This window comes from Edaphobacter lichenicola (assembly GCF_014201315.1).
Taxonomy (GTDB): domain Bacteria; phylum Acidobacteriota; class Terriglobia; order Terriglobales; family Acidobacteriaceae; genus Edaphobacter; species Edaphobacter lichenicola_B.
Genome location: NZ_JACHDY010000001.1, coordinates 697,160 through 719,280 on the forward strand (window position 1 = coordinate 697,160; position 22,121 = coordinate 719,280).

The following is a 22,121-nucleotide window of genomic DNA, read 5'->3' on the forward strand; positions in this document are numbered from 1 at the left end:
GGCCGACATTCCAGACATCAATACCCCATGCCAAGCTCATGAGCGTCATTGTGTTGTTCGATTAGACTGAATTAAGCGATCAATTTCCACGAGTACTTCTTCAAGTGTTTCGACAGTTGGAACGGTATGTTTGACAGGTCGCTTCACCATGACTACCGGTATTTCGAGTAGTCGTGCAGCTTGAATTTTGGTATATGTCGCCGACCCACCACTATTTTTAGAGATGACGTAATCGATTGAGTGATCCTCTAGTAACCGTAATTCTTCGTCAAGATTAAATGGCCCACGACGTAATAGAATTTCATGAAAACGTGGCAGTCGCCCAGTCGGTTCTTCGATGGCGCGAATCAGAAACCAGGTGTTGTGACAAGCCGCGAACGAACCTGCCTCTTGCCGACCAATCGACAGGAATACACGTCCATTCTGAACGTCAACAATACTGGCTGCTTCCTCAAAGTTTTGGACTTCATACCAAAGATCCGCTTTTGTCTTACCCCAGGGTGGCCGGATGAAAGCGATCAGTGGCAATCCTAACCTGGCGCACGCAAGCTCTGCGTTACGGCTGATCCGGACGGCAAAAGGATGAGTAGCATCAACGACCATCCCGATGTTCTCTTTCACGAGGAAAGAGGCGAACCCATCAACGCCACCAAATCCTCCAACCCTGACAACTCCTTCGGGACGTGTAGGCTCGCTAACGCGCCCGGCCAGTGAAGAGATGGCATATAGGTCCGATCTATGTGCAAGACGCGAAGCAAGCTCAGTTCCCTCTCCAGTCCCACCAAGAATCAGTATCCGTGGCGATAAATTTTGAGATCCATCGGGCGTGTTTTCTATCTCATCCGATGTTGGATTGAGGTGCGCCAAGTTACACATCCTATCTTTAAATTGCACCTGATCAATCTGTGTCCGCGGATACAGGTTTAACATCATCTTGTGTTTCCACCTCACGCTCTCTGGAAACAGAGTAGAGATAGCTTTCACTAAAATCGGGACGGCTAAGAGATCTTCCGAGCAAAATTAGCGCGTTTTTATCTACCCCTGACTTGGCAACAATCTTTTGGATATTAGATAGTGTCCCGCGCAGAATCATTTCGTCTGGCCAACTCGCACGGAACACTACTACTACCGGGCAATCTGCACCATAGAGTGGCAATAACTGTGACGTCACCATATCAAGGTTCATGATAGAGAGATGAATGGCCATTGTCGCGCCAGATCGACCCAGCGTAGTGAGATCTTCACCGTTTGGCATTGCCGTAGACCGAGTTGAGGTCCTTGTCAGAATCAAAGTTTGAGCTACCCCAGGAAGGGTTAGTTCTTGATTGAGTGCAGCGGCGGCGGCGGCGAATGATGGGACACCGGGGGTTACGTCGTAAGGGATTCCGAGGGCAGTGAGACGGCGGGTCTGTTCCGCCATCGTGCTCCAGATGGAAAGATCCCCTGAGTGAATTCGAGCGACGTCGAGTCCCTTCTCGTCAGCGGATGAGATCTCTGCGATGATCTCATCGAGATTCATCTCTGCCGAGTCAACGATACGAGCTCCCGCCGGAGCATGTGCGATCACTTCATTAGGCACTAATGAGCCTGCATACAGACATACGGGGGAGCGGCTAATCAGATCTCTTCCCCGCAACGTGAGCAAGTCGGGAGCGCCAGGTCCTGCTCCAATGAAATGAACTGTCATAGCAGCACCGCCACTGCACATGTGCAGAAACGCCCCGTCTGGCGCGGCAAAATAAGATTGGCCGTGGGTCCCAGAGAAGCCAGCGCCGACGCTTCCGCGACGTTTGCAGTCCCAACCCTCGATGCAGCCAGCAGCGACTGACTTTTAATTCCGCGAACCTGCGCAAGAACACTCGCCGGAAACAGTACAAGCTGCAGTTTGAGCGCGGTCGCGACAGCTTCCCCGATACTTGCACAACGATCCAACGTTGCGAGGATGCCGCCGGGAGTAATTTCACTTACGCACTGTTGAATAAGCTGAATAACATCCGAAGATGTCGCACGAGAGGAGCAGCCAATCCCGATCGAACAAGAGATACTCATGACTTCGCCACCGACCATTGAGTAATTGGCATCAAATGACGCCATCCAAGGACGCCACCGACGGGTTCTGCTCTAGCTACGAGGATTCGTACAAGCTCGCCGCCGTACAACCTCTGCCAGGTTGCTACCGCTATCTCGCTTTCGATGGTAACCGCGTTCGCAACGATCCGACCGCCTTTGGTGAGTTTGTCCCAGCAGGCCTGGAACAGGCCGTCTCTGCCAATTCCCCCACCGATAAAAATAGCGTCTGGCGGCTGCAATCCGTTGAGAGTCGACGGCACACTCCCCTTGATTACCTTTAGGGTTGGCACACCAAGTCTCTTCGCGTTGATTAAAATTCTAGCGGCCCTATCTTCGCGTTCTTCAAAGGCAATGCACGAGCATGAAGGATGAGAGCGCATCCATTCGATACCTACCGTTCCTGTACCCGCTCCTACATCCCATAACTGTTCGCCCGGCAACGGCGCTAAACGCGCTAGTGTTGCGGCGCGGACTTCACGTTTTGTCAGTTGTCCGTCTGTTACGTAGAAATCGTCGGAGAGTCCCGGAACAATCGGCAACGGCCTCGTTTGAGAATCAGCAACGCATACGACCGCAATCAGATTCAAATCACCACATTGTTTTACCGACCAAATATTTGCCCGGTCGTCCCGGCGTCTCTCCGCAGAGCCACCCAGATATTCGAAGACGGTGAATTGACTCGATCCATACCCACTGTCGGTTAGAAATTGCGCGACTGCTGTAGGAGTTGTGCCGTCTTCAGAGAAAAGTACCAGCCGCTGGTCCGGATTGAGGTATCTGTGCATTTGCTCGATCGGGCGATTGACCAGTGATACCAGGACTGTCTCAGAAATTGCCCAGCCGAGGCGAGCACACGCAAGGGAGAACGCGGAGACCTGCGGTATAACAAGAAATTCGGCGGGGGCTAACTCGCGAGTGAGCGTCACACCAACGCCAAAGAGCATCGGATCGCCACTGGCTAAAACTGAAACCCTACTCCGCCCTCGATGGCTTGTCAGAATCTCGTGCACAGCCGGGGCCATGGGCGATGGCCACGCTATCTGGGCAGCACGAACCGTTGGAACATAGGCAAGATGGCGAACGCCACCGTAAAGAAACTCCGCAGACTCTACAGCTTGCTTCGCTGCCGGGCTGAGGCCATTCCAGCCATCTTCGCCGATACCAACGATCGATAACCAATGCTCCATAACATCCGATCTTGCAGCTTCAATTTCAGGAAACGGCATTGTCAAACCCCATAGGTTCGCGGAGTGTAGATCATCTCCCGATGATCCGACAGGGCGAGACTGCGAGTTGTTGAAGAACCGACAAGAATGAGCGTCTGCATATCCGCTAGGCCGGGATCAAATCGTCCGAGATCTGTAATCATAATTTTCTCGTCTGATCTGCCGACGGCGCGCGCAAGTACAACCGGGGTCTCGGGGCCTCGGTAACCTGCAAGAATCGCCTGTGCTTCCGCCAGCTGCCACTTCCGCTCAGAAGAGATGGGGTTATAAATCGCGAGGGCGAAGTCAGCGGAAGCAACAGCGTGCAACCGCTTCACGATGACTTCCCAGGGCTTTAAACGATCCGATAGCGAGAGAACACAAAAATCGTGCCCCAGAGGAGCACCTATTCTGGCTGCTACTGCCTGCATAGCCGATACCCCAGGAACAATGCGGATATCGAGAGAACGCCATACTTCTGGCCCCTGATCGACCGACTCCAACACTGCGGAGGCCATTGCAAAAATACCTGGATCTCCCGACGAAACGACACATACGCGCCTGCCAGACTCCGCGAGAGAGAGCGCATGACGTGCGCGTTCTGCCTCTACCTTGTTGTCAGATCCGAAACGACGCTGACCGGATCGAAGTGGAACTCGATCCAGATATCGCTGGTATCCAACCAGATCGGTCGCCTCAGCGAGTGCTTGCTGGGCCTCCGGCGTAATCCACTCAGCGGAGCCTGGTCCTAGTCCGACAACTGCTACCTGTCCCGGGCTATTGACGATATCACTGTGTTGGCTCTGCCTCGAATCAGGAACAAGTATGAGCGAAAAATAAGGAACGCTTGGCGAATTCACTTCGCTTAGTGGAACAATCCGTTCCTGGCTCATCGTCGCACGCTCTATGTAGAGAGCCTTATCTGAGACCTTGGCTCGTGACAATGCGTTTTTCGCCTTCGTGAAGTTGCGGCCAAGTTTTATGATCGCAAATGCATCATGAGGATTTAGCCGAGCCGTCAAAGCATCTTCCGACAGAGTTGCAGGGAGTATGGTTAGCTCTGAATCCCTTCTGACGAGAGGGGTGCCGAGCCTTGCTGCCGCGGCCATCACAGATGGAATTCCAGGAATTACCGAAGTGGAAAAACGGTGAGCCAGCCTATCGTGAAGGTACATAAACGACCCGTAGAAAAAAGGGTCGCCCTCACACAGAACCGCAACGTCGCGACCTTCCAGGAGATGAGCCGCGATTTGCTCAGCCATCTGGTCATAAAATTGAGCGATGATTGCCTCGTACCCGCCAGGATGGCCGGTCGACTCTGTCGTGATTGGGTAGATCATCGGCATCTCAATCTGCTCGCGTGTCAACTCTAAGTTTACGATGCAACGCGCGTTACTCTGGCCGTGCTTGGCTGTCGGATAAGCAACCACGTGAGCCTGCCTGATGGTACGCAGAGCCTTGAGAGTAATAAGCTCGGGATCGCCAGGTCCTAGTCCAACGCCGAATAGTTTTCCAGGCATAGTGCTTTCGATCATTCTTCCTCACTTGCGAGAGCGTTGACGGCAGCCGCGGCGATGGCGCTTCCACCACGGCGCCCTCGAACCGTCAAATAGGGAAGATTAAGGTGGTTAGTCTCAAGAGCTGCTTTTGACTCCGCCGCGCCGACGAAACCAACAGGAATGCCGATGATGAGGGCGGGAGTCGCTGCGCCTGCTTCGAGCATCTCGAGCAGGTGAAACAAAGCCGTCGGCGCGTTTCCGATCACAACAATAGAACCGCCGAGTCTGTCGCGCCAAAGCTCCAGCGCCGCTGCGCTGCGTGTCGTCTCGAACCTCCTCGCTAGTTCCGCGGTACGTGGATCACTCAGCGTACAGATCACTTCGTTGTCCTTCGGAAGTCTGGATCGGGTGATCCCATTTGCCACCATATTTGCATCGCAAAGTATGGGCATCCCGGCTAGAAGCGCCTGCTCGCCGACTTCAGTCGCGGTCAGTGATGCAGAAACATATTGCGGCAGATCTGTCATCCCACATGAGTGAATCATCCGCACTACCACGCGTGCGAGTAGTGGTGAGAACGAAGATAGGTCGGATTCCGCCCTGATGATCTCAAAGGATTCTCGATAGATAGCCTGGGCGTCTTTCTTATAAGTCATCCTCACGAAAAAACCTCAATCGGCATCTCCGCCTGACATGCAGCCACCTTGTTCATCACAGATTCAAGCGAACAGTTTGACGCAATAAATTGCCCATCGATCCGCAAATCGTAACCAAAGGAACTTGCTATCAACTCGGCAGTCGCACCATTTCGCATCGCGCATTGTTTTTCACATCCTGAAATGTTGACCGTCCAGCCAGGTTTTGTGTTGCGGCCGGCCAGCCGGCGTGCCAACAAAGACGCATCGCGTCTCACGTCAGTCAAAGAGGCATCACAACCGGTACTCCCCGCGCATGCGGCGATCCCGCGATACCCATCTTTGCCGTCAAACGACACACCTTTAGCCTCAAGCAGCGCAGTAATCTGACTAATCGAACGTTCAGTAACAGATCCGAGCACGATACCCCGCCATGGAGCCAACCGGATATCTCCATCGCATTCTTTCGCGATTACGGCTACACACTGCAACTGCTCTGCGGTTAGTCGTCCGAGAGGAACCAAGGGAACCAAGCTTGCGAAATCGGATCGCTGAGTTGCATAGACTCCTACGGGCATATGGGCAACGAGGGTTGAACGGTCGGGAGAAGGACAAGCCACAAGAAAACTCGATACCCCCTCAAGTAATCGACCCATCGCATGAGGTACTGACGCAATCTTCCTTCCCCTCGCTGGCATCTCGAATTCTTTTGAGATATTGAGACATATCTTTGCGGCCTCGAGTATGCAGTCCAGGGCCTCATCTACCCTTACGCAGAAGCCGGAGAAGGTGTCTCCAATGATGAAATGAAACAAATGCGTGTCATCTACGTTCACTACTCGCAAGGTTAGATCATCGCTATCGCGAGCAAACCAATCTCCTCCGCCATCGATGGCAAAACTAAACTTGGGTGGTAGACCAGCCATCCCCTGATCTGCGATGAGGCGACGATCTAATTCCTGAACGAATGGCCGTGTATCCAAAATCTCGCCGAAGCCTAACCCGGCGAAGGGGCTTGTCACTATATTGCGGACTCGGTCGTGTTCTGGTGAAGGAAGAAAGCCAGCCGAGTGCAACCCTTGAACCAAGGAATTCAGATCTTTCTTTTGAATAGCCCGCAGTTGCAGGTTGGAACGTGAAGTAATTTCGACTTGCCCGTCAGCGAACGAGGTTGAGAGTTCGGCCACAGCGGCGAGTTGGCTGGGGGTGATCATCCCTCCCGGCACTCTTATCCGAGTGAGTAGACCGTCTTTCGCCTGGACGGCGTGAAGAATTCCAGGGCAGAAACTCTCTCCAACTCTCATCATGCGACTTTCTCTCTTGACCTGTCACCGCAAGATGGTCGGGAAACGCAGCGCACGAAATAGGCTGCGGCCACCCGGCCTTCCCCTCGGAGGCGTGTGTCATTGTGTCCGATGTGGACACTGTTTGCGGCAGGTCTTCGGACTTACAGGCTGCCTAATCGCTCCAGCTTCCCAGTCAACTATCAGACCAGTGCTCTTGTTGGAGCTTTCGTTCCTGATTACCGCTGCGGGGCAGTTCCGGACTCTCACCGGATTCCCTTTTGGCTTGCTCCTTTGGAAGCAACCACCGGAAACAGTTCGAGTATAGATCAGATAAATATTCCGGACAACGTGATGAATTCGCGTAAAGCAGCAGATGTCAACGCTTTGTCAGGCTGGTGTTTGAGATTGATCTGGAAGTGGTGGCCCGGGCAGGAGTCCAACCTGCGACCTTCGCGTTAGGAGTGCGCTGCTCTATGCAACTGAGCTACCGGGCCACGTTTCGGTAGTGTATCGCGTAGGTTGTTGGTGGTGCGGTGGTAAACTTGGGAGTGGAGAGTTTATGCCTGAGATACAGCGTCGACGTGCGGTAACGGTGAACATTGGTGGGGTTCGGGTTGGGTCGGATTCACCGGTGGTGGTGCAGTCGATGACCAATACAGACACGGCTGACGTTGACAGCTCGGTGCAGCAGATTGCGGCGCTGGCTCGCGCCGGCTCGGAGATGGTGCGCGTGACGGTCAACAACGACGAGGCGGCGAAGGCTGTTCCGGCGATCGTCGAGGAGCTGGCGAAGAAGGGCTGGTCGACCCCGATCATTGGGGACTTTCACTACAACGGCCATCTGCTGCTGAGGAAGTATCCCGAGACGGCCAAGGCGCTGGCGAAGTACAGGATCAATCCGGGTAATGTATCGATCGGGCGGAAGGATGACGACAACTTCCGGACGATGGTTGAGGTTGCGGTGGAGCATCAGAAGCCGGTTCGGATCGGCGTGAACTGGGGTTCGCTCGATCAGGCGCTGCTGACGAAGATGATGGACGAAAATTCGAAGTCGGCCAATCCCCTGCCCGCTCGCGACGTGATGATGGAGGCGATGGTGGTGTCGGCTCTCGATAACGCGGCTGCTGCAGAGCGATATGGGCTGCGGCGGGATCAGATTATTTTGAGTGCGAAGGTCTCGGGAGTGCGGGATCTGATCGATGTTTATACCGAGTTGGCCAAGCGTTGCGACTATGCGCTGCACCTTGGGCTGACCGAGGCGGGCATGGGGATGAAGGGCGTGGTGGCTTCGGCTGCGGGTCTGGCTCCTTTGCTGCTCTCTGGGGTCGGGGATACGATCCGGGTTAGTTTGACTCCTACTCCCGGTGGGGACCGGTCGGAGGAGGTGCGGTGCGGACAGCAGATTCTGCAGTCGCTTGGCATTCGCAGCTTTATGCCGCAGGTGACCAGTTGCCCGGGGTGCGGTCGGACGACTTCGACCTACTTCCAGGAGCTGGCGGAGCGGATTCAGGGCTACCTTGTGGCCTCGATGCCGGCGTGGAAGAAGCAGTATCCGGGAGTCGAAGAGTTGAAGTTAGCCGTGATGGGCTGCATTGTGAACGGTCCTGGTGAGTCGAAGCACGCCAACATCGGAATCTCGCTGCCGGGTACGTTTGAGGAGCCTAAAGCTCCGGTTTATGTGGACGGCAAGCTGTTCACCACGTTGAAGGGTGATCGGATCGTCGAGGAGTTTCAGGTGATTCTCGATGAGTACGTCGAGAAGCGTTATGGCCGGGTTCTGGTCGAGGTCTAAGCTCCTTCTTTTCTGATCGGTAGCTGCGTCCGGCGAGGCATACTTCAGCGTCTTCCAGGCTGGGGTACCCCCCTCCCCCCGGGGGGGGTATTTTGGACGTAAAATACTTGTATTGAATAACTTGCAAGATAGTACTGTCAGCAAAATATTCATAACAAACGACTTGCGCCTAAAATACTTGTTATCAATAAATTAGCCCCGGGTAGTTCCCGGGGCTAATCTGCTTTTGATCTTCGTAACCTTCACTGTCAGTATAGCTTCTGGAACAGAACTAATGTGCCACGTGGAAGTCTCTGTTTTGAAATGGCTTATGGAGTTAGAGGGCTTGACAGGTTATGACGACCGATCAGAACGGATGCTCTGCTAGCAGGTTGATTTGTCCGTCGACTACTCCAGTCGATCGATTCGCTCACGCTGGTCCTGTGTGAGCACCGGCGCCATTGCTTCAAACACACCGTCGTTTCTGACCAGCTTATGAAAGAGAATTGCGGCGACATGCATCAAGATGAATGCAAAGAAGGCAAAGGCCAGGTAGTGATGTGCACGCCATAGCAGCGTATGCAGGCTGGGACTTACAGGCAGGATCGATGGCAGATGAACACTGCCGAAGAGCACCACGGGATAGGCCGCAGCGGACAACATAGCCCAGCCGATCAGCGGCATTGCGATCATCAGCACGTAGAAGATGTACTGCGACGAGATCGCAGCCAGCTTTATCGGCTCTGGCAGATCGGCGGGTAGTGAGGGCGCACCGTAGATGATCCGTAGCGTGAGACGAATAAGTGCCAGCACCAGGATGGCTATACCGAGCGGCTTATGAATCTGGACCAATGTAAGGTACCTGGTGGTAATGGTCGAGACCATACCCACACCGATAAACAGCATGGACAGAATGCAAATTGCCATGAGCCAGTGAAGTAATCGCTGCGGCGCGGTGAAGCGAGTGCGGGTTGTTGTCATTGCTTGGCTCCTGTCGCGGTACGCGGGTAGTCCGCCTCTTCGGCTGTACGGCTGTTGTACGACCGGGAGTACGCTGCCGAGCGGGCGGCGGGGAATGGGTCATCCGACGTAGTGATTCCGGTCGGCAGTACCGTCGGGTCATAGTTGATGTCGCGGCACGGGCCGTCGCGCTCTGGTTCGATCTGCTGTACCGTCATTGTGCCAACGTTGATCGTACGGCGATCAGCTGGCCACGCCTTGTTGGGGTCCGCAGTTGGGTCGCCGGGGTTGGCGACGGTGACCACGAGGTTCCAGTGCTGAGGGCCCGCGGCCACACGCTGCGTGATCTCCTGCTCGAGATAGTCGGGACCGCGCTTGGCCAGATCCGCTGGCGAAATAGAAACAGGTTGCGCCGCTGGGATCAACGACCAGCGGATCGCATGCTTCGCTCCGGACTCATCGACGAACAGAAAAGAGTTGAGACTGTTGTAAGGCTCCTCCGCATAGCTCTCGGTCCATTGGTCACTCTTGGCCCAGGGGAGAAATGTAAGGAACCCCGGATTTGCGGCAATGAAGTTCTTCATCGCATCGGGGTCCTTGCTTGCGGAGGCAGTCAGGAGGTCGTAAAAGGCCTGCGGATTTGAAACGGGAAAGATCGGCGCGTTGATCATGGCACTGCGCCACTGCTGCCCATCCGGCGTGGTGATGAGGATGCCGAGGCCGCGCACACGCACCATTGCGTCCTCAGCATTCGGATTCGGAGTGGCAAGGTTGAACCGTCCCACAATCGGATATTGGCCCCGAACGAAAACCGGCGCCTTGGAGAGTGCCGAACCTTCGCCGTTTGCCTCAAACGTTCCGGTGAAGCAGATGCCTTTGGCGTGGTTGCGGCGATAACCCAATGCCGGGCCGCCCGGAGGCGCCAACCCCGCTACCAATTTTTTTGGCGTCAGCCTCTGCGGGGATAGCCATCCAGCCGTGTATGCGAAACCAATCGCGGCGATGCCCACCACCAGAGCAATGAATACGAACGGCCAAAGACGAAAAGCCTTCGGTGATGCAGGAGACTGGACCATTCAAACCTCGTTTCTTTCAGCTACGGAGTCTCAAACCGAGACCATCACAGTGTGCCGGAGACTCATGCCATTTGACGAAGTGCGTCCGGCTCATCGACTGATTCTGATGATCTGAGCCGCGAACTGAGAATAAGAATACAAGCCGTCGGAACGCTTCATGGCCTGATTTTTACCTGGACGAATCAAAAAAGCAGGCCAAAAACATCTGGCAGCGCGTCTCCGGTCGCTAAAAACTTTGAGTGAGAACCGTAGATAAGTGATTCTTAGTTGCCTGGTATTTTTTTGTGCTGCGGCGTCGTGGAGAACTAACTCCAGGCGTCCTTGTAGCTGCGATCGAATCGGCGGCGAGTCTTTGAAGACTAGCTCTGGGGGCTGGTGAGGTGAGGTTTCTTGCGTAGCTCCGAGAGTGGGTAGAAGGTGCCACGCCACGTGACACCGCCGTTCTTTAGCGTTGTGATCATCGAGCGAATGATCGAATAGACGATGAGGGTGGCGCTGATGGGAAAGAAGACTGCGTACCAGGGAGAGACTTTGCTTTGGCGGCTGGAGAGGACGTAGAGAAGTGCTACGGAGAGGAGGGTAAGGATGGCTGGAGTGCGAGTTTGTGGAAGGGCAAGGAAGACGACCGGGACTATGCAGAAGATGGTGGTCCAGAGGCTGGCGAGGAGAGCGAGGACGGGGTTGTAGCGGAAGATGGCGAAGAAGTTTTTGGTCATGCCGTTGAGGATGCCGGAGACGCCGCTGGCCCAGTGAACGCGGACCAGTCCGGGGCCGGTGGCGACTTGCTGACGGAAGCCCTGGCGCTTGATTCGGGTGCCAAGGGCGAGGTCTTCGACGATCTCCATGCGGAGGGCTTCGAAGCCGCCTAGCTGCTGATAGACAGTGGTGCAGACTAGGTTGAACGCGCCTACTCCTACTGCGTCGCGGAGGGCTTTGGGGTCGGAGATGCGCCAGGGGCGGACGGCCCAGAGGCTCATGACTTGAAGGTAGCTGAGGAGCATGCCCTCGCCTGCGGATTTGCTGAGGGTGGTGGGGAGGAGGACGAAGTGGTCGGCCTGGGTGGCGACGGCTTGGGCGAGCGCGAGGCGGAGGGTCTCGGGGCGGAAGAGGATGTCGGCGTCGGTGAAGAGGAGATAGTTGGGGTGGTGGAGGGAGATGGTGTGGCGAGCGGCGTAGGCCATGGCGTGGGTTTTGCCGAGCCAGCCGGTGGGGAGTTCGGTGAGGTGAAGTGCGGTGAGCTTGTCTGGGTGTTGGGTGGCGAGGGTGTTGAGGATTGCGCCGGTGGAGTCGGTGGAGCGGTCGTCGATGGCGATGAGGTGGAGGTTGGGGTGGTCCTGCTGGAGAAGAGAGTTGAGGCATGCGCCGATATTTTTCTCTTCATTGCGAGCGGGAACGATGACGGTGATGGATGGATTGGTGGGCGGGGTTAGATTGCGTTCGGGCGCTGTGAGGTCTGGGATGCGGCGGAGACCGATGGCCGAGGTGAGGGCCTTCCATATCCACAGGAGTGCAATGAACCAGGCGGAAAGGGTAAGGGTGTAGTGGAGTGCTTGGGTCACCTCTTGTCATGCTACTTGATGGTTCGGCTCGGAAGGAGAGTAAGTAGGTCTCGCTTCTCCACCCCACGAGCAAATGCGCTCGTATAACCCACCCTTTGCGGTGAGACTGCAAAGGATGGGGCACCCGGACTTGGAGAGTACAGACCGGGATCAATGGTTGTGGGGATGGCAGCAGTCGTAGTCGATCTGCTCGTCCCAGGCCGGGGGACGCCCTTCGGGGGTCATGTCGAAGATGTTCCAGATTGTGTCGAGGGTGCCGAGATGGCGTGGATCCTGGCCCGGGTCGGTGGGAGCAAACATCAACTCGGAGCTCCAGAAGAGGCGGATCTGGTCGCCGTCGCGATGGAAGACGGTCATGAGAGGGAGTTGATCGCCTTCGGAGTTTTCGGCTTGGTAGTCGCGTTTGAAGTTGTTGCCGGCGGAGGAGAGGAGACGGAGGTTTTTCCAGCCGCGTTCGCGCGCATAGGTGGCGATGCGTTCGATCGGGGCTTTGGCGATGACGACGAAGTTGAGACCGGAGGGGGCGAAGTGGATGGCGGTGGGATCTAGCGAGTCGAGTAAGGCGGTGCAGGAGGGACAGGGGGAGTCTTCGAGTTTCAAGTCGGCGGTTGCGCCTTTGGTTGGACCGGGGCGGGAGTCTTTGCTCCAGCGCGGGAACATGAAGTTGTAGACGACCAGCGATTTCTGCTCGGGCGTGAAGAGTTGAGAGAGCTTTATTTTTTCGGGGTTGCCGTTGGGGTCGATGGTGTCGAAGAGGTAGTCCTCGGGGACGGGGCCGCCGGGTGGCAGGTTGCGACGAGCGATGGCTACGGACTCCATGGCGCGGCGGAGACTGATCTCTTCGTCGAGGAGGCGGTTGCGGGCGGCACGGTATTCGGGAGACTCTCCGGGGAAGGTGATGGTCACGATTTGTTGGCTCCTCTCTGAATTGCTTCAGATGAGATGGGGGGTCAGGCGGCTACGGTTTCTTCTGAGTGCAAAGGTGGGGCGTAGCGGGAACCGATGGAGAAGATGACGGAGGCGAGGAGCAGGGTGATGAGGGTGGAGCCGAGGCCGAGGTTGAGGGTGGAGCGGTCGCTGACGGCGCCAATGATGCGGGGGGAGATGGCGTCGCCAAGGGCGTGGATGATGAAGAGCTGGCCGGCCATGGCGGTGGCGCGTATCTCGGGACGGACGGCGTTGAGGGTGGCCGCGTTGACGGGGCCGGTGCCGAGGAAGATGAGGAAGATGGCTGCTCCCAAGCCGTAAAGAGTGAGGTTGTGAGGGCCAAAGAAGCAGAGGAGCGCGGGCGGGACCGCGATGGCGGCGCTGATGGTGGGGACCAGGTAAAGGGCTTTGGAGTTGGTGCGGGACCACCGCTGCGCGATGGTGCCGCCGGTGATGGTGCCGCCGAGGCCGGCGACTACGGTGATGGCTCCCATGATGTAGGCGGCGGAGGATTGGCTGCGGCCGTCGATGCGCTGGAGGAAGGAGGGCATCCACCAGGAGATGCCTCCGAGGGAGAAGGTGACGGCTGCGTAGCCGAGGATGGAGCAGAGGTAGGCGGGGTTTTTGAGGAGGGAGAGGATGGTTCCCTTTTCGAGCTTTGCCTTGCCGTGTTCGCGGGCGGCGGGACCTCCGCTGGCGGCTGGGTCTCCACTGGCTCCGCGGGCTGGCTCCTTCAGGAAGATGGCGATGAGGATCGCGAGGATTGCGGCGGGGATGGCGGAGACGATGAAGGACATGCGCCAGCCGTAGTGTTCGCCTACGGTGCCTCCGACGAGGTAGCCGAGGGCCGCGCCGACGGGGATGGCTACGTTGAAGATGGTGAGGACGCGGTTGCGCTGGTCGGGCTCGTAGTAGTCGGCGAGGAGGGAGGGGGCGAAGATGCCGAAGCTGGCTTCGCCGATGCCGAGGGCGGCGTGGCGGAGGTTGAGCGAGTCGTAGGAGTGGACGGTGGCGGTGAGGAAGTTGATGGCGGCCCAGAAGAGGGCGGCGGTGACGATCATGGGCTTGCGGGGGAAGCGGTCGCCTAGCCATCCGGTGATGGGCGAGGTGAACATGTAGGCGATCATGAACCAGAAGGTGAGGCGGCCGATGTGCTCGTCGGAGAGATGGAACTCGTGCTTGACCTGCTCCTGAACGCCGGGGAGGATGTAGCGGTCGATGTAGTTGACGAAGTTGAGGGCGGTGAGGAGGACGAGGGCGGTGGTGGCTCCGGCGACGGAGGGGGCGCGGGTGGGTTTGGTGGTGGAGGCCATCTGGGTGTCCGCTTCTCGGCTGGGAATCAGTCTCAGGGAAGGATAGCAGGTGGGTTTTGCAGATTTTTTTGCGGCGTGGTGGAGGGTGGTTTTGTTGGGGGATATTGCGATTTTTGCGTGTTTTGTGGTGGTGAATTGGTGGTGCGAACGTGGTGGTTTGCGTGGCTGATGTGGTGTTTGGGCTGGCGCATTTTCTGGTGGAAAAAATGCGCCAGGTTTTGAGGTTTTATTTTTGCGGGACTACTTTGGGCGTGACTCTTCGCGGGGGTAGGTGGCGGTGACGACGGTGGAGATGCCGCCGCGGGGGCGGAAGTCGCCTACAATGACGGCCCAGACGGGGTTGCAGGCTTTGACTACGTCGTCGAGGACCTGGTTGACGATGTTCTCCTGAAAGATGCCGAGGTTGCGGTAGGTGAAGAGATACTCCTTGAGGGACTTCAGCTCGAGGCAGCTCTCGCGGGGCATGTAGCGGATAGTGAGGCGGCCGAAGTCGGGGAGGCCGGTCTTGGGGCAGACGGAGGTGAACTCGGGGTCGTCGACGAGGATCTCGTAGGCCTTGAACTGGTTCTGCCAGGTCTCAATTGGGGGGAAGGTGGCATCGAGGCCGGCTTTGGCGTGGTCGTCGGTGTAGCCGGTGGTGTGTGGGGTGGGGATGGTTGCGGTGCTCATGGTTCTATTTTAGCTTGTCTGGCGCGGGTTTTGGTCTGCGGGCTGGGTGTGCCGCGGTTGGGAAAAGCGGGTTTCTCCACTTCGCTCCGCTTCGGTCGAAATGACATATCTTTTGATCACGCTAACGGGATGGCGGAGGCGCGGAGGGTCCAGGTGCGGCCGTTGTGGCGGAGGTCGGTGAGGGTGAGGGGGGCGATGTCGATGCGCCAGAAGGATTGGGGTGGGGCGTTGAGGGTGTAGAGGATGGCTGCGCGGATGACGGCAGGATGGGTGATGGCGATGGTGTGGATTGTGTCTTCGACGGTTAGTGTGGTGAGCCAGTCTCCGATTCGGGTGATGAGAGCGGTGATGGATTCGCCTTTGTGGGGAGTGGCGGTGGGGTCGGTGAGCCAGAGCGCGATGGGGGCGGGGTCTTCGGTGTAGAGGTCGTTGAGGGTGCGGCCTTGCCAGATGCCGTAGTCGAGGTCGCGGAGTTCGTTGGTTGGTGTGGTGGTGAGGTTCAGGGCTTTGGCGGTTTGTTGGGTGCGGAGTTCTGGGGCTGCAAGAATCTGCTGCGCGCGGGGTGGTTGCCAGTTGAGGGTTGCGAGCTTGGAGAGGACGGATTCTTCGAGGGGCTCGTCGGTGGGGAAGGCGGAGAGCCGCGTGGCGGCTGTGGGGGCGTGGCTGATGAGGGTGAGGCGGGCTGGCACTTTGGCTGGTCTCTCCGTGGTTCATCCTCCTTGGCGGTTACGTTGCGGGAGGAGCTTTGGGCGAAGTTGATGGTGCGAGGGTTTCTTTATGCTGGGCAATGATTTCAGAAAGAACAAGCAAGGGCAAAGACAACAGCAAAGGCAAGAACAAAGACAACTGCAACGGCAATATTTTGTCGCTTCGCCCTTTGGGCTCTGCTCCGGCCTTCGGCAGAGTGGAGTCTTTTTTGCGGTGGGTCTTAGACGCGGGGCTAAAGCCCCGCTCTACCTAGCTGCAACGGCAAGGGCAACAACTAACTGCAACCGCAAAAACAACGACTAGCTACAACGGCAAGGGCTACGACAACAACAGCAAGGGCTACGACAACAACAGCGACAACCGCAAAAGCGTTTGCTTCGGAGATCTGCACCAGCGTTTGCTTCGGAGACTTGACATCGATGATTGTGGCACATAGGGTTGAGGTAGATTTTGAAGAGGGTGGAAGAAGCCGGTGAGAGTCCGGTGCGGTCGCGCCACTGTGATTGACCTGATGTTCGGGTTGAGAGCCAGACGTTCCTTCCTCGTTCGAATGAGCAATACGTGGGACGCACGATCCCTGGAGGTTACAAATGGCTCAATCCGTCTTTGGCTCCGTCTCTCAGCCGGTTTCTCTTCCTGTCGTTCCGCTGCGTGAGATTTTGCCGTATGCGGTGTTCGGTGGGCTGCTGTTGTTGCTGGCGATCTACTTTGTCGGCGCGGAGCAGGGCGCTACCTCGATGTTCCGTGGGACGATGGTGCATGAGTTTTTGCATGACGGTCGGCATCTTCTCGGCTTTCCCTGCCACTAGAGCGGGTTTTGCGTTGAAGTAAAGCTCAGGCAGTCGAAGACGCAAAGACGAAATACAGGGATCTCTCCACTGCGCTGTTCACGATGAGACTGTGACCAGCTACGGTCGAGATGACGAGTCAGGGTTTGTCGATGTTCAAAATGTCCATCTACAACTGCAGGGGAACCAGAAGACTTTGATGACTCGAACTCTGCTCCTTCGCGGGATGCTGGTGGGTGTTGTTGCGGGCCTGCTCGTCTTCGCGTTTGCACGATGGATCGGCGAGCCGCAGGTGGAGCGCGCGATTGCGTTTGAGACGGCTGCGGATCAGGCTAAGGGCGAGGCTCCTGAGCTGGAGATGGTGAGCCGTCGCGTGCAGAAGAGCTTCGGACTGCTTACCGGCACGGTGGTCTATGGTGCGGCGGTTGGTGGGTTGTTTGGGCTGGTGTTTGCGTTGGCCTATGGGCGGATTGGGGAGCTGGGGCCGCGGGCGCTGTCGGCTGTGCTGGCTGGGCTTGGGTTTGTGGCGATTGTGCTGGTGCCTCAACTGAAGTATCCGGCGAATCCGCCGGCGGTGGGGAGTGCGGAGACGATTGGGGTTCGTACCGGGGCTTATTTTTTGCTGATTGCTGTTTCGATTGCGGCGATGGTGTTTTCTTTGCAGATGCGGAAGAGGCTGGCGCGGCGGTTTGGGGAGTGGAACGGTTCCCTGCTGGCGGCTGCGTTGTTTGTGGTGGTTGTGAGTTTGGTGGCGCACTTTTTGCCGGTGGTGGATGAGGTTCCGGCTGGGTTCCCTGTAACGCTGATGTGGAAGTTTCGCGTGGCGGCGGTGGAGATTCAGGCGGTGCTTTGGGGGACGCTAGGGTTGGGGTTGGGGTGGTGGATGGAGCGGGAGCTGGGTTTGGGGCGCATTCCGAAGTAAGTCAGACAGCCGTTGATGCTTTGATGCAAACGCTTTTCGTATTTGACGTGGTTGAGATCGAGTGCGCACGGATGGGAGTCGCTCGCTGGTTGGGACTTAACTTTGAGTTCGTCCTATACTTCCGCTCAACGGCTTGTCGCTTGCTGCGATCAATTTGGCAGAAGCAATTGGAAGGGCCCGATGAAGGCGATCTTACGCACACAATACGGGCCACCAGACCTGTTGCAGTTCGCGGAGGTCGCAACACCTGTGCCTGGGGAGCGTGAGGTGATGATCAAGCTTTGCGCGGCAGCGGTGAATCCGCTGGACCTGTACCTGATGAAAGGTGCGCCGTGGGATCGGATGCCGGGACTGCGGAGGCGAAAACCGATGATCCTGGGTTGCGACGTGGCGGGCCGCGTGGAAGCGGTGGGGAAAGCGGTAAATGGGTTTCAGGCTGGGGACGAGGTATTCGGGGTCACAGGTTTCAAAGGGCAGGGATTTGCCGAATACGTATGTGTCGCTGAGGAGAATCTGGGGCCGAAGCCGGGCAACCTGACGTTTGAGGAAGCGGCGGCGGTACCGGTCGCGGCCATTACGGCGTTGCAGGGTCTTCGCGATAAGGGAAGGATTCGGCCAGGGTCTAAGGTTCTTGTGGAAGGGGCGTCTGGCGGCGTGGGCACTTTTGCGGTACAGATTGCCAAAGCGTTCGGGGCTGATGTGACCGCAGTGTGCAGCACGAGGAATGTGGAGATAGCGCGTTCGATTGGCGCAGACCGTGTCATCGATTACACGAAAGAGGATTTCACGCGGGACGCGCAGCGGTACGATCTGATACTGGGAGCGAATGCGCATCACTCGATCTTGGACTATAGGAGTGCGCTGACTGAGAACGGCGTTTATGTCGCGGCTGGGGGTGGTTTGTTTCAGATCTTCGAGGTGTTTGTCATGGCGCCGGTGCTATCGCGAATGGGGCGGAAGAAGATGGGTTTCTTTTTGACGAAAGTTACCCGGAAAGACCTGGATTTTATGAAGGATCTTCTGGAGAGCGGCAAAGTTGTGCCGGTGATTGACAGACGTTATCGGCTGAGCGAGGCGGCGGAAGCGCTTCGCTACCTGGCAGAAGGACATGCGCAGGGGAAGATTGTGCTGACCGTTTCGCAGCGTCTCGATATTTGAGGGGGGCGATTCTTCGCGACCTCAGCCGATGATGTCTCTGGCATAGGAGACACACTTCTCTACTTCTTCGGGCGAACGACCGGTTCCGGCATAGTCGCAATCTACGTATGCTGTGATCGGAGCTTGTTTTTGTTTCAGGAACTGTAGGACTTCTTTCATGTGCGCTGCGCCTTCTCCAAACGGAACACTTGGGCCTCCGGGCATCGCGTCCTTGAGATCGAACGCGTACATGGACGCATAGTTGGTTTGGACAAACTGCAATGCGTCGATCTTTGCTTTCGTCAGGTCGCCTATGTCGGGGTCCATACGGAAGTATTGAGAGGCGGCGAGCTGTTGCTTCAGCTCGTTCAGATCGGAGAACTGAAGTCCGACGATCATTCGATGTTTGTCCGCTGCAGCCGCTGTCATGGTTGTCAACGTTGCCGGGAGGCGGGTAACGAGCGAATCCGCTCCGAGAGCTTTTGCCATCAGGAATAGGCGGTCGATCTCTGCCTCAGAGCTCCCCATTCTGACCGAATAGGATTTAATTCTGAGGCCCTGTTTTTCAAAGGTGGACCGGATGTCTTCGAAGTAGCTCATGGGAACCGAGAGTCGCCACTTCGTCAGCGCAGCCGCGGTCGCCTTTTGTTCTTCCAGTTGCTGCGGGGTTGGAGACGATTTGGGTGGGCTGAAGATGCCTGCGGGAAACACGGGATTGAACTTCACGGGTTCGACGTGGGTGAATAGGATCTGACAGTCGTGTAGTCTCGTCTGCTTCATCGCCTGAATAATGATTGGAATTGCTTCCTCCTGGGAAAGAGCTCGCAGACTCCATGTGTTCAGTCCGAGTCTGAGTCCATTCTCCGCAAATCCGAAGCTCCGGCGCGAGCAGGCGGCTATGGCCGCGAGCGCACCTATTCCCTGGTTAAACTGCCTTCTTGAGAGCTTCATCGATTGCCTCACCAATTCTGGTTAGCTGCTTGCGTGTTGGGCAATTCTAAATTGTGAGATGACTGTACCTTATGTCCCACGCGTTCAGCATGGTGAGCGCCAGAGATGGCGCAGGTTCTGACAGCCTGCGCGGAAGGCGGCCACTTCGTGGCGGTCTACCCTTCCTACTAGTTGCGGCGGCCCAGGGTTGGGCGGTCGTCGGTGCTGCTGGCCGGATTGTTCGGGTTGTTGGGGTCGTTGTTGCCGTTGCCGCTGGCGGTGCGGCGCAGCGTGGGCTTGTTGCCGCCCTTGCCGTCGTTGATCTTGCGCTTGTTCTCGAGACGGGCGAGGCGGGACTTTACGTCGTCGAACTCGGAGGTGGTGACCATGTAGTCGGGGCGCGCGGGGAGGATGGTGGCGATCTCCTCCTCGGAGTGCATGATGCGGTCGGGGGTCTGGGGATGGTCGGCGAAGACCTTGGCGAGGGTGCCGGGCTTGTGCTTCTCGAGGGCGTCGAGTTTTTCGAAGAACTGCACGAAGGCCTGGGGATCGTAGCCGGACTTGTACATGTACTGGACGCCGAGCCAGTCGGCTTCGGCCTCGTCCATGCGGGAGAACTGGAGGAAGCTCAGGGGGATGGCGAGCTGGGTGGCCTCGTAGATGCCGTACCCGGTCCAGCTGCCTTGGGTGAAGATGATGAGCGGGATGGAGCCGATCTGCGCGTAGTTCATCTTGGTCATCTGGCGGGCGGCGTGGTGGGCGCAGACGTGGGCGGTCTCGTGGGCCATGACGCCGGCTAGCTCGGCTTCCTCGTCGGCGGCGAGGATGAGGCCGGAGTTGACGTAGAAGAAGCCGCCGGGAAGGGCCATGGCGTTGATCTCGTCGGAGTCGATGACTTTGATGGTGAAGGGGACTTTGCAGTCGGAGTTTTTGACGATGTTCTGGCCGACGCGGTTGACGTACTCAACGATGACGGGGTCGTTGACCATGTGAGCGGACTTTTCGATCTCCATGGAGTACTGCTTGCCGGTGCGGATCTCCCAGTCGGTGGAGTACCAGTTGGCCAGGCCGCGACCGCCGATGTTGCGGGTTCCTACGGAGTTGACGTCGTCTTCGCTACCGGGCTTGATGTTGGTCTTCATGTCCTCGCCGGGGGATGGGAGGCGATCGGTTTTGTTTTCAGCTTTGACCGCAGCCGCGGCGTCCTTACTCTCTTTGGGCGTGGCGGTGGGGTGGCCGGGGATGGGCTTCTCGGCGGGGATGTCGGAGGGGATGGTGGCGTTGACGGGAGTGGATTGAGCTGTAGATTGATCTGGGGCGCTGGACGGGGATGTGGTGGGCGTCTGCGCGGGTGGCGGAGTGTTGGCCGGGGTTTGGGTTTGAGTCTGCGACCACGCTGCGACGGAGAGCGTGAGGAAGGCGGTCAGGCCAAGGTGCGTGACGGATCGCATGTGGGGTCTCCTGGTGGGCCGCTTCCCTGCTGACCGGACGCAGCTCGACGAGTCTTAGACCATAGTATGCTCCTTTTGGTGAGCGGAAGGATACTCCCTGGGCTTTGGTTTTTCTGTGGGAGAGCAGGCTACTCTTCGACGAAAGATTTGAGCCTGCCCAGCGCCTGATCCCATTGCTGGGAGACGAGGTCGAGATAGCGCTTCATCTCTTCCAGTGGCTGGGGGTTGAATTCGAACAGGTTTTCGCGGCCGTTGCGGACCGCGTGAACGATGCCAACGCTCTCGAGCACACGCAGATGCTTGGTGATGGCCTGACGGGTGAGCGGAGAGCCTTCGGTCAATTGGGCGATCGATTGCGGCTGGCCGCCGGAGAGCCTGACGACGAGCGACAGCCGCGTCCGGTCTCCCAGGGCGGCAAAGACGGGTGCATAGGATCTTTGGCGTTTGCCAGGGCCTTGGCGTTTGCTAGGGGTTCTGGGTGACATGGGTTTCGATATTGCCGAGCTGCTGCGCCCAGCCGTTCTCGTTCATGCGGAAGGCCTCGAGACGGCGGTGCTCGGGGATCTTGTCGAAGCCTGATTCGGTGACCTGGAGCAGGGTGCCGCCTGGAATGCTCTTCAGACGGAATTGGACGAGTGTGGGTGTTTCGTTGGAGTAGTCGACTTTGGGATCGATGGCGTAGGGGTGCCAGGTGTAGGAGAAGAGGTGTTCGGGCTCGATCTTCTGGGTGGTGACCTCCATGACGAGGTGCTCGTAGCCGGGATGGGTAATTTGGCCGCGAGTGATGGAGCCGGGGAGGAATGGGCCTTCGAGTTTGACATGGAACCATTCGCCGAACTCCCGGTAGTCGGTGAGAGCGCGCCAGACGCGGGAGACTGGGGCTTTGAGCTCGATACTTTTTTCGATCTGATTCTTCGACATAGGCAACCTCACAGTTGCATATTAGAGGGATGATACGGAAAGTGCAACTTTTTGGTTGCTCTTTGGTTTTGAGAGGGGGGATCTGGAGGGATGGATGGGTGATTGCGCCGCGCTGGGGATGGAGGGTAGACAACTGCTGGGTTGAGAGGTTCGAGCGGGCTGGGCTGGTAGGCTTCGTCGGGATCCGAGAGGCGGACCTCAGCGGCTAAAGCCGCAATGCAACCAAAGCTCTCGCGGCACGGCTGAAGCCGTGCCCTTAAGCAAACGGACTTTTTCAGCAACCTCTTTAAGGGC

General features: G+C 57.3%; 22 protein-coding genes, 1 tRNA gene and 1 riboswitch. Of the genes, 4 read left to right on the plus strand and 19 right to left on the minus strand.

The features are described from left to right. Positions 1-45: 45 nt before the first annotated feature. The 8 genes from HDF09_RS02940 to HDF09_RS02975 form a co-directional block, all read right to left on the minus strand. Positions 46-933: a cobalt-precorrin-6A reductase gene (locus HDF09_RS02940; protein ID WP_260180889.1), complete on the minus strand. Its 888-nt coding sequence runs from the start codon at positions 931-933 to the stop codon at positions 46-48. Further along, positions 899-1,708, minus strand: a complete 810-nt coding sequence (gene cobM / locus HDF09_RS02945; protein ID WP_311718494.1) for a precorrin-4 C(11)-methyltransferase — start codon at positions 1,706-1,708, stop codon at positions 899-901. Before cobM ends, HDF09_RS02940 begins: the two co-directional genes overlap by 35 nt. After that, positions 1,684-2,094, minus strand: coding sequence for a cobalamin biosynthesis protein (locus HDF09_RS02950; RefSeq protein ID WP_183761216.1), 411 nt, complete (start codon positions 2,092-2,094; stop codon positions 1,684-1,686). The genes cobM and HDF09_RS02950 overlap by 25 nt, the downstream gene beginning before the upstream one ends. After that, positions 2,046-3,296: a precorrin-6y C5,15-methyltransferase (decarboxylating) subunit CbiE gene (gene cbiE, locus HDF09_RS02955; protein ID WP_221270033.1), complete on the minus strand. Its 1,251-nt coding sequence runs from the start codon at positions 3,294-3,296 to the stop codon at positions 2,046-2,048. The genes HDF09_RS02950 and cbiE overlap by 49 nt, the downstream gene beginning before the upstream one ends. Positions 3,297-3,298: 2 nt before the next feature. Continuing rightward, complete coding sequence (locus tag HDF09_RS02960; protein ID WP_183761221.1) at positions 3,299-4,810, minus strand: precorrin-2 C(20)-methyltransferase; 1,512 nt, start codon at positions 4,808-4,810, stop codon at positions 3,299-3,301. Beyond that, a complete protein-coding gene (locus HDF09_RS02965) occupies positions 4,807-5,430 on the minus strand; it encodes a precorrin-8X methylmutase (protein ID WP_183761224.1) in 624 nt (207 codons plus the stop codon). Before HDF09_RS02965 ends, HDF09_RS02960 begins: the two co-directional genes overlap by 4 nt. Before the next feature lie 2 nt (positions 5,431-5,432). Then, entirely contained in the window at positions 5,433-6,716 is a 1,284-nt protein-coding gene (cobG, locus tag HDF09_RS02970) for a precorrin-3B synthase (RefSeq protein ID WP_183761227.1), read from the minus strand. Positions 6,717-6,824: 108 nt separating this feature from the next. Continuing rightward, a riboswitch (cobalamin riboswitch) is annotated at positions 6,825-7,019 on the minus strand. A 93-nt stretch (positions 7,020-7,112) separates the two neighbouring features. Next, a tRNA-Arg gene (locus HDF09_RS02975) sits at positions 7,113-7,189 on the minus strand. A 65-nt stretch (positions 7,190-7,254) separates the two neighbouring features. Here HDF09_RS02975 and ispG point away from each other — a divergent pair. After that, the gene (gene ispG, locus HDF09_RS02980) at positions 7,255-8,487 is read left to right on the plus strand and encodes a flavodoxin-dependent (E)-4-hydroxy-3-methylbut-2-enyl-diphosphate synthase (RefSeq protein WP_183761230.1); all 1,233 of its coding nucleotides are present in this window, start codon (positions 7,255-7,257) and stop codon (positions 8,485-8,487) included. 387 nt (positions 8,488-8,874) lie between these two features. On the opposite strand, the gene HDF09_RS02985 is transcribed toward ispG, so the two are convergent. The 7 genes from HDF09_RS02985 to HDF09_RS03015 form a co-directional block, all read right to left on the minus strand. Next, entirely contained in the window at positions 8,875-9,447 is a 573-nt protein-coding gene (locus tag HDF09_RS02985; RefSeq protein WP_183761234.1) for a cytochrome b, read from the minus strand. After that, positions 9,444-10,502 (minus strand): catalase family peroxidase, encoded by a 1,059-nt coding sequence (locus tag HDF09_RS02990; RefSeq protein WP_183761237.1) that lies wholly within the window; start codon positions 10,500-10,502, stop codon positions 9,444-9,446. Before HDF09_RS02990 ends, HDF09_RS02985 begins: the two co-directional genes overlap by 4 nt. Positions 10,503-10,861: 359 nt before the next feature. Then, positions 10,862-12,061 carry a glycosyltransferase family 2 protein gene (locus HDF09_RS02995; RefSeq protein ID WP_183761241.1) on the minus strand — a complete coding sequence of 400 codons (1,200 nt, stop codon included), beginning with the start codon at positions 12,059-12,061 and terminating at the stop codon, positions 10,862-10,864. Positions 12,062-12,211: 150 nt separating this feature from the next. Beyond that, positions 12,212-12,967 (minus strand): DUF899 family protein, encoded by a 756-nt coding sequence (locus tag HDF09_RS03000; RefSeq protein WP_183761244.1) that lies wholly within the window; start codon positions 12,965-12,967, stop codon positions 12,212-12,214. Positions 12,968-13,011: 44 nt separating this feature from the next. Next, positions 13,012-14,301 carry a spinster family MFS transporter gene (locus HDF09_RS03005; RefSeq protein ID WP_183761248.1) on the minus strand — a complete coding sequence of 430 codons (1,290 nt, stop codon included), beginning with the start codon at positions 14,299-14,301 and terminating at the stop codon, positions 13,012-13,014. Positions 14,302-14,541: 240 nt separating this feature from the next. Further along, positions 14,542-14,970 carry a preQ(1) synthase gene (gene queF / locus HDF09_RS03010; RefSeq protein WP_183761251.1) on the minus strand — a complete coding sequence of 143 codons (429 nt, stop codon included), beginning with the start codon at positions 14,968-14,970 and terminating at the stop codon, positions 14,542-14,544. A gap of 116 nt (positions 14,971-15,086) precedes the next feature. Beyond that, on the minus strand, positions 15,087-15,659 hold the full coding sequence (locus HDF09_RS03015; protein WP_183761254.1) for a histidine phosphatase family protein: 573 nt from the start codon (positions 15,657-15,659) through the stop codon (positions 15,087-15,089). 609 nt (positions 15,660-16,268) lie between these two features. On the opposite strand from HDF09_RS03015, the gene HDF09_RS03020 reads away from it, so the two are divergent. The 3 genes from HDF09_RS03020 (at position 16,269) to HDF09_RS03030 (ending at position 18,546) form a co-directional block, all read left to right on the plus strand. After that, positions 16,269-16,487, plus strand: coding sequence for a CbtB domain-containing protein (locus tag HDF09_RS03020; protein WP_183761258.1), 219 nt, complete (start codon positions 16,269-16,271; stop codon positions 16,485-16,487). 178 nt (positions 16,488-16,665) lie between these two features. Then, a complete protein-coding gene (locus HDF09_RS03025) occupies positions 16,666-17,388 on the plus strand; it encodes a CbtA family protein (protein WP_183761260.1) in 723 nt (240 codons plus the stop codon). 180 nt (positions 17,389-17,568) lie between these two features. Next, positions 17,569-18,546, plus strand: coding sequence for an NAD(P)-dependent alcohol dehydrogenase (locus HDF09_RS03030; protein ID WP_183761263.1), 978 nt, complete (start codon positions 17,569-17,571; stop codon positions 18,544-18,546). A 21-nt stretch (positions 18,547-18,567) separates the two neighbouring features. Here HDF09_RS03030 and HDF09_RS03035 read toward each other — a convergent pair whose 3' ends face one another. The 4 genes from HDF09_RS03035 to HDF09_RS03050 all read right to left on the minus strand — a co-directional run bounded on the left by HDF09_RS03035 (position 18,568) and on the right by HDF09_RS03050 (position 21,827). Then, entirely contained in the window at positions 18,568-19,476 is a 909-nt protein-coding gene (locus HDF09_RS03035) for a hypothetical protein (RefSeq protein WP_183761266.1), read from the minus strand. A 167-nt stretch (positions 19,477-19,643) separates the two neighbouring features. Next, positions 19,644-20,906, minus strand: a complete 1,263-nt coding sequence (locus tag HDF09_RS03040; RefSeq protein WP_183761269.1) for a M48 family metallopeptidase — start codon at positions 20,904-20,906, stop codon at positions 19,644-19,646. Positions 20,907-21,034: 128 nt separating this feature from the next. Continuing rightward, positions 21,035-21,391 carry an ArsR/SmtB family transcription factor gene (locus HDF09_RS03045; RefSeq protein WP_183761271.1) on the minus strand — a complete coding sequence of 119 codons (357 nt, stop codon included), beginning with the start codon at positions 21,389-21,391 and terminating at the stop codon, positions 21,035-21,037. Continuing rightward, on the minus strand, positions 21,372-21,827 hold the full coding sequence (locus tag HDF09_RS03050; RefSeq protein ID WP_183761276.1) for an SRPBCC family protein: 456 nt from the start codon (positions 21,825-21,827) through the stop codon (positions 21,372-21,374). The genes HDF09_RS03045 and HDF09_RS03050 overlap by 20 nt, the downstream gene beginning before the upstream one ends. Between the last annotated feature and the right edge of the window lie 294 nt (positions 21,828-22,121).

Excerpts from the sequence above, each read along its gene's own strand:
- HDF09_RS02940 (WP_260180889.1), bottom strand. The coding sequence starts at position 933 with ATGATGTTAAACCTGTATCCGCGGACACAGATTGATCAGGTGCAATTT.
- cobM (WP_311718494.1), bottom strand. The coding sequence starts at position 1,708 with ATGTGCAGTGGCGGTGCTGCTATGACAGTTCATTTCATTGGAGCAGGA.
- HDF09_RS02950 (WP_183761216.1), bottom strand. The coding sequence starts at position 2,094 with ATGGCGTCATTTGATGCCAATTACTCAATGGTCGGTGGCGAAGTCATG.
- cbiE (WP_221270033.1), bottom strand. The coding sequence starts at position 3,296 with ATGCCGTTTCCTGAAATTGAAGCTGCAAGATCGGATGTTATGGAGCAT.
- HDF09_RS02960 (WP_183761221.1), bottom strand. The coding sequence starts at position 4,810 with ATGATCGAAAGCACTATGCCTGGAAAACTATTCGGCGTTGGACTAGGA.
- HDF09_RS02965 (WP_183761224.1), bottom strand. The coding sequence starts at position 5,430 with ATGACTTATAAGAAAGACGCCCAGGCTATCTATCGAGAATCCTTTGAG.
- cobG (WP_183761227.1), bottom strand. The coding sequence starts at position 6,716 with ATGATGAGAGTTGGAGAGAGTTTCTGCCCTGGAATTCTTCACGCCGTC.
- ispG (WP_183761230.1), top strand. The coding sequence starts at position 7,255 with ATGCCTGAGATACAGCGTCGACGTGCGGTAACGGTGAACATTGGTGGG.
- HDF09_RS02985 (WP_183761234.1), bottom strand. The coding sequence starts at position 9,447 with ATGACAACAACCCGCACTCGCTTCACCGCGCCGCAGCGATTACTTCAC.
- HDF09_RS02990 (WP_183761237.1), bottom strand. The coding sequence starts at position 10,502 with ATGGTCCAGTCTCCTGCATCACCGAAGGCTTTTCGTCTTTGGCCGTTC.
- HDF09_RS03005 (WP_183761248.1), bottom strand. The coding sequence starts at position 14,301 with ATGGCCTCCACCACCAAACCCACCCGCGCCCCCTCCGTCGCCGGAGCC.
- queF (WP_183761251.1), bottom strand. The coding sequence starts at position 14,970 with ATGAGCACCGCAACCATCCCCACCCCACACACCACCGGCTACACCGAC.
- HDF09_RS03020 (WP_183761258.1), top strand. The coding sequence starts at position 16,269 with ATGGCTCAATCCGTCTTTGGCTCCGTCTCTCAGCCGGTTTCTCTTCCT.
- HDF09_RS03025 (WP_183761260.1), top strand. The coding sequence starts at position 16,666 with ATGACTCGAACTCTGCTCCTTCGCGGGATGCTGGTGGGTGTTGTTGCG.
- HDF09_RS03030 (WP_183761263.1), top strand. The coding sequence starts at position 17,569 with ATGAAGGCGATCTTACGCACACAATACGGGCCACCAGACCTGTTGCAG.
- HDF09_RS03035 (WP_183761266.1), bottom strand. The coding sequence starts at position 19,476 with ATGAAGCTCTCAAGAAGGCAGTTTAACCAGGGAATAGGTGCGCTCGCG.
- HDF09_RS03040 (WP_183761269.1), bottom strand. The coding sequence starts at position 20,906 with ATGCGATCCGTCACGCACCTTGGCCTGACCGCCTTCCTCACGCTCTCC.
- HDF09_RS03045 (WP_183761271.1), bottom strand. The coding sequence starts at position 21,391 with ATGTCACCCAGAACCCCTAGCAAACGCCAAGGCCCTGGCAAACGCCAA.
- HDF09_RS03050 (WP_183761276.1), bottom strand. The coding sequence starts at position 21,827 with ATGTCGAAGAATCAGATCGAAAAAAGTATCGAGCTCAAAGCCCCAGTC.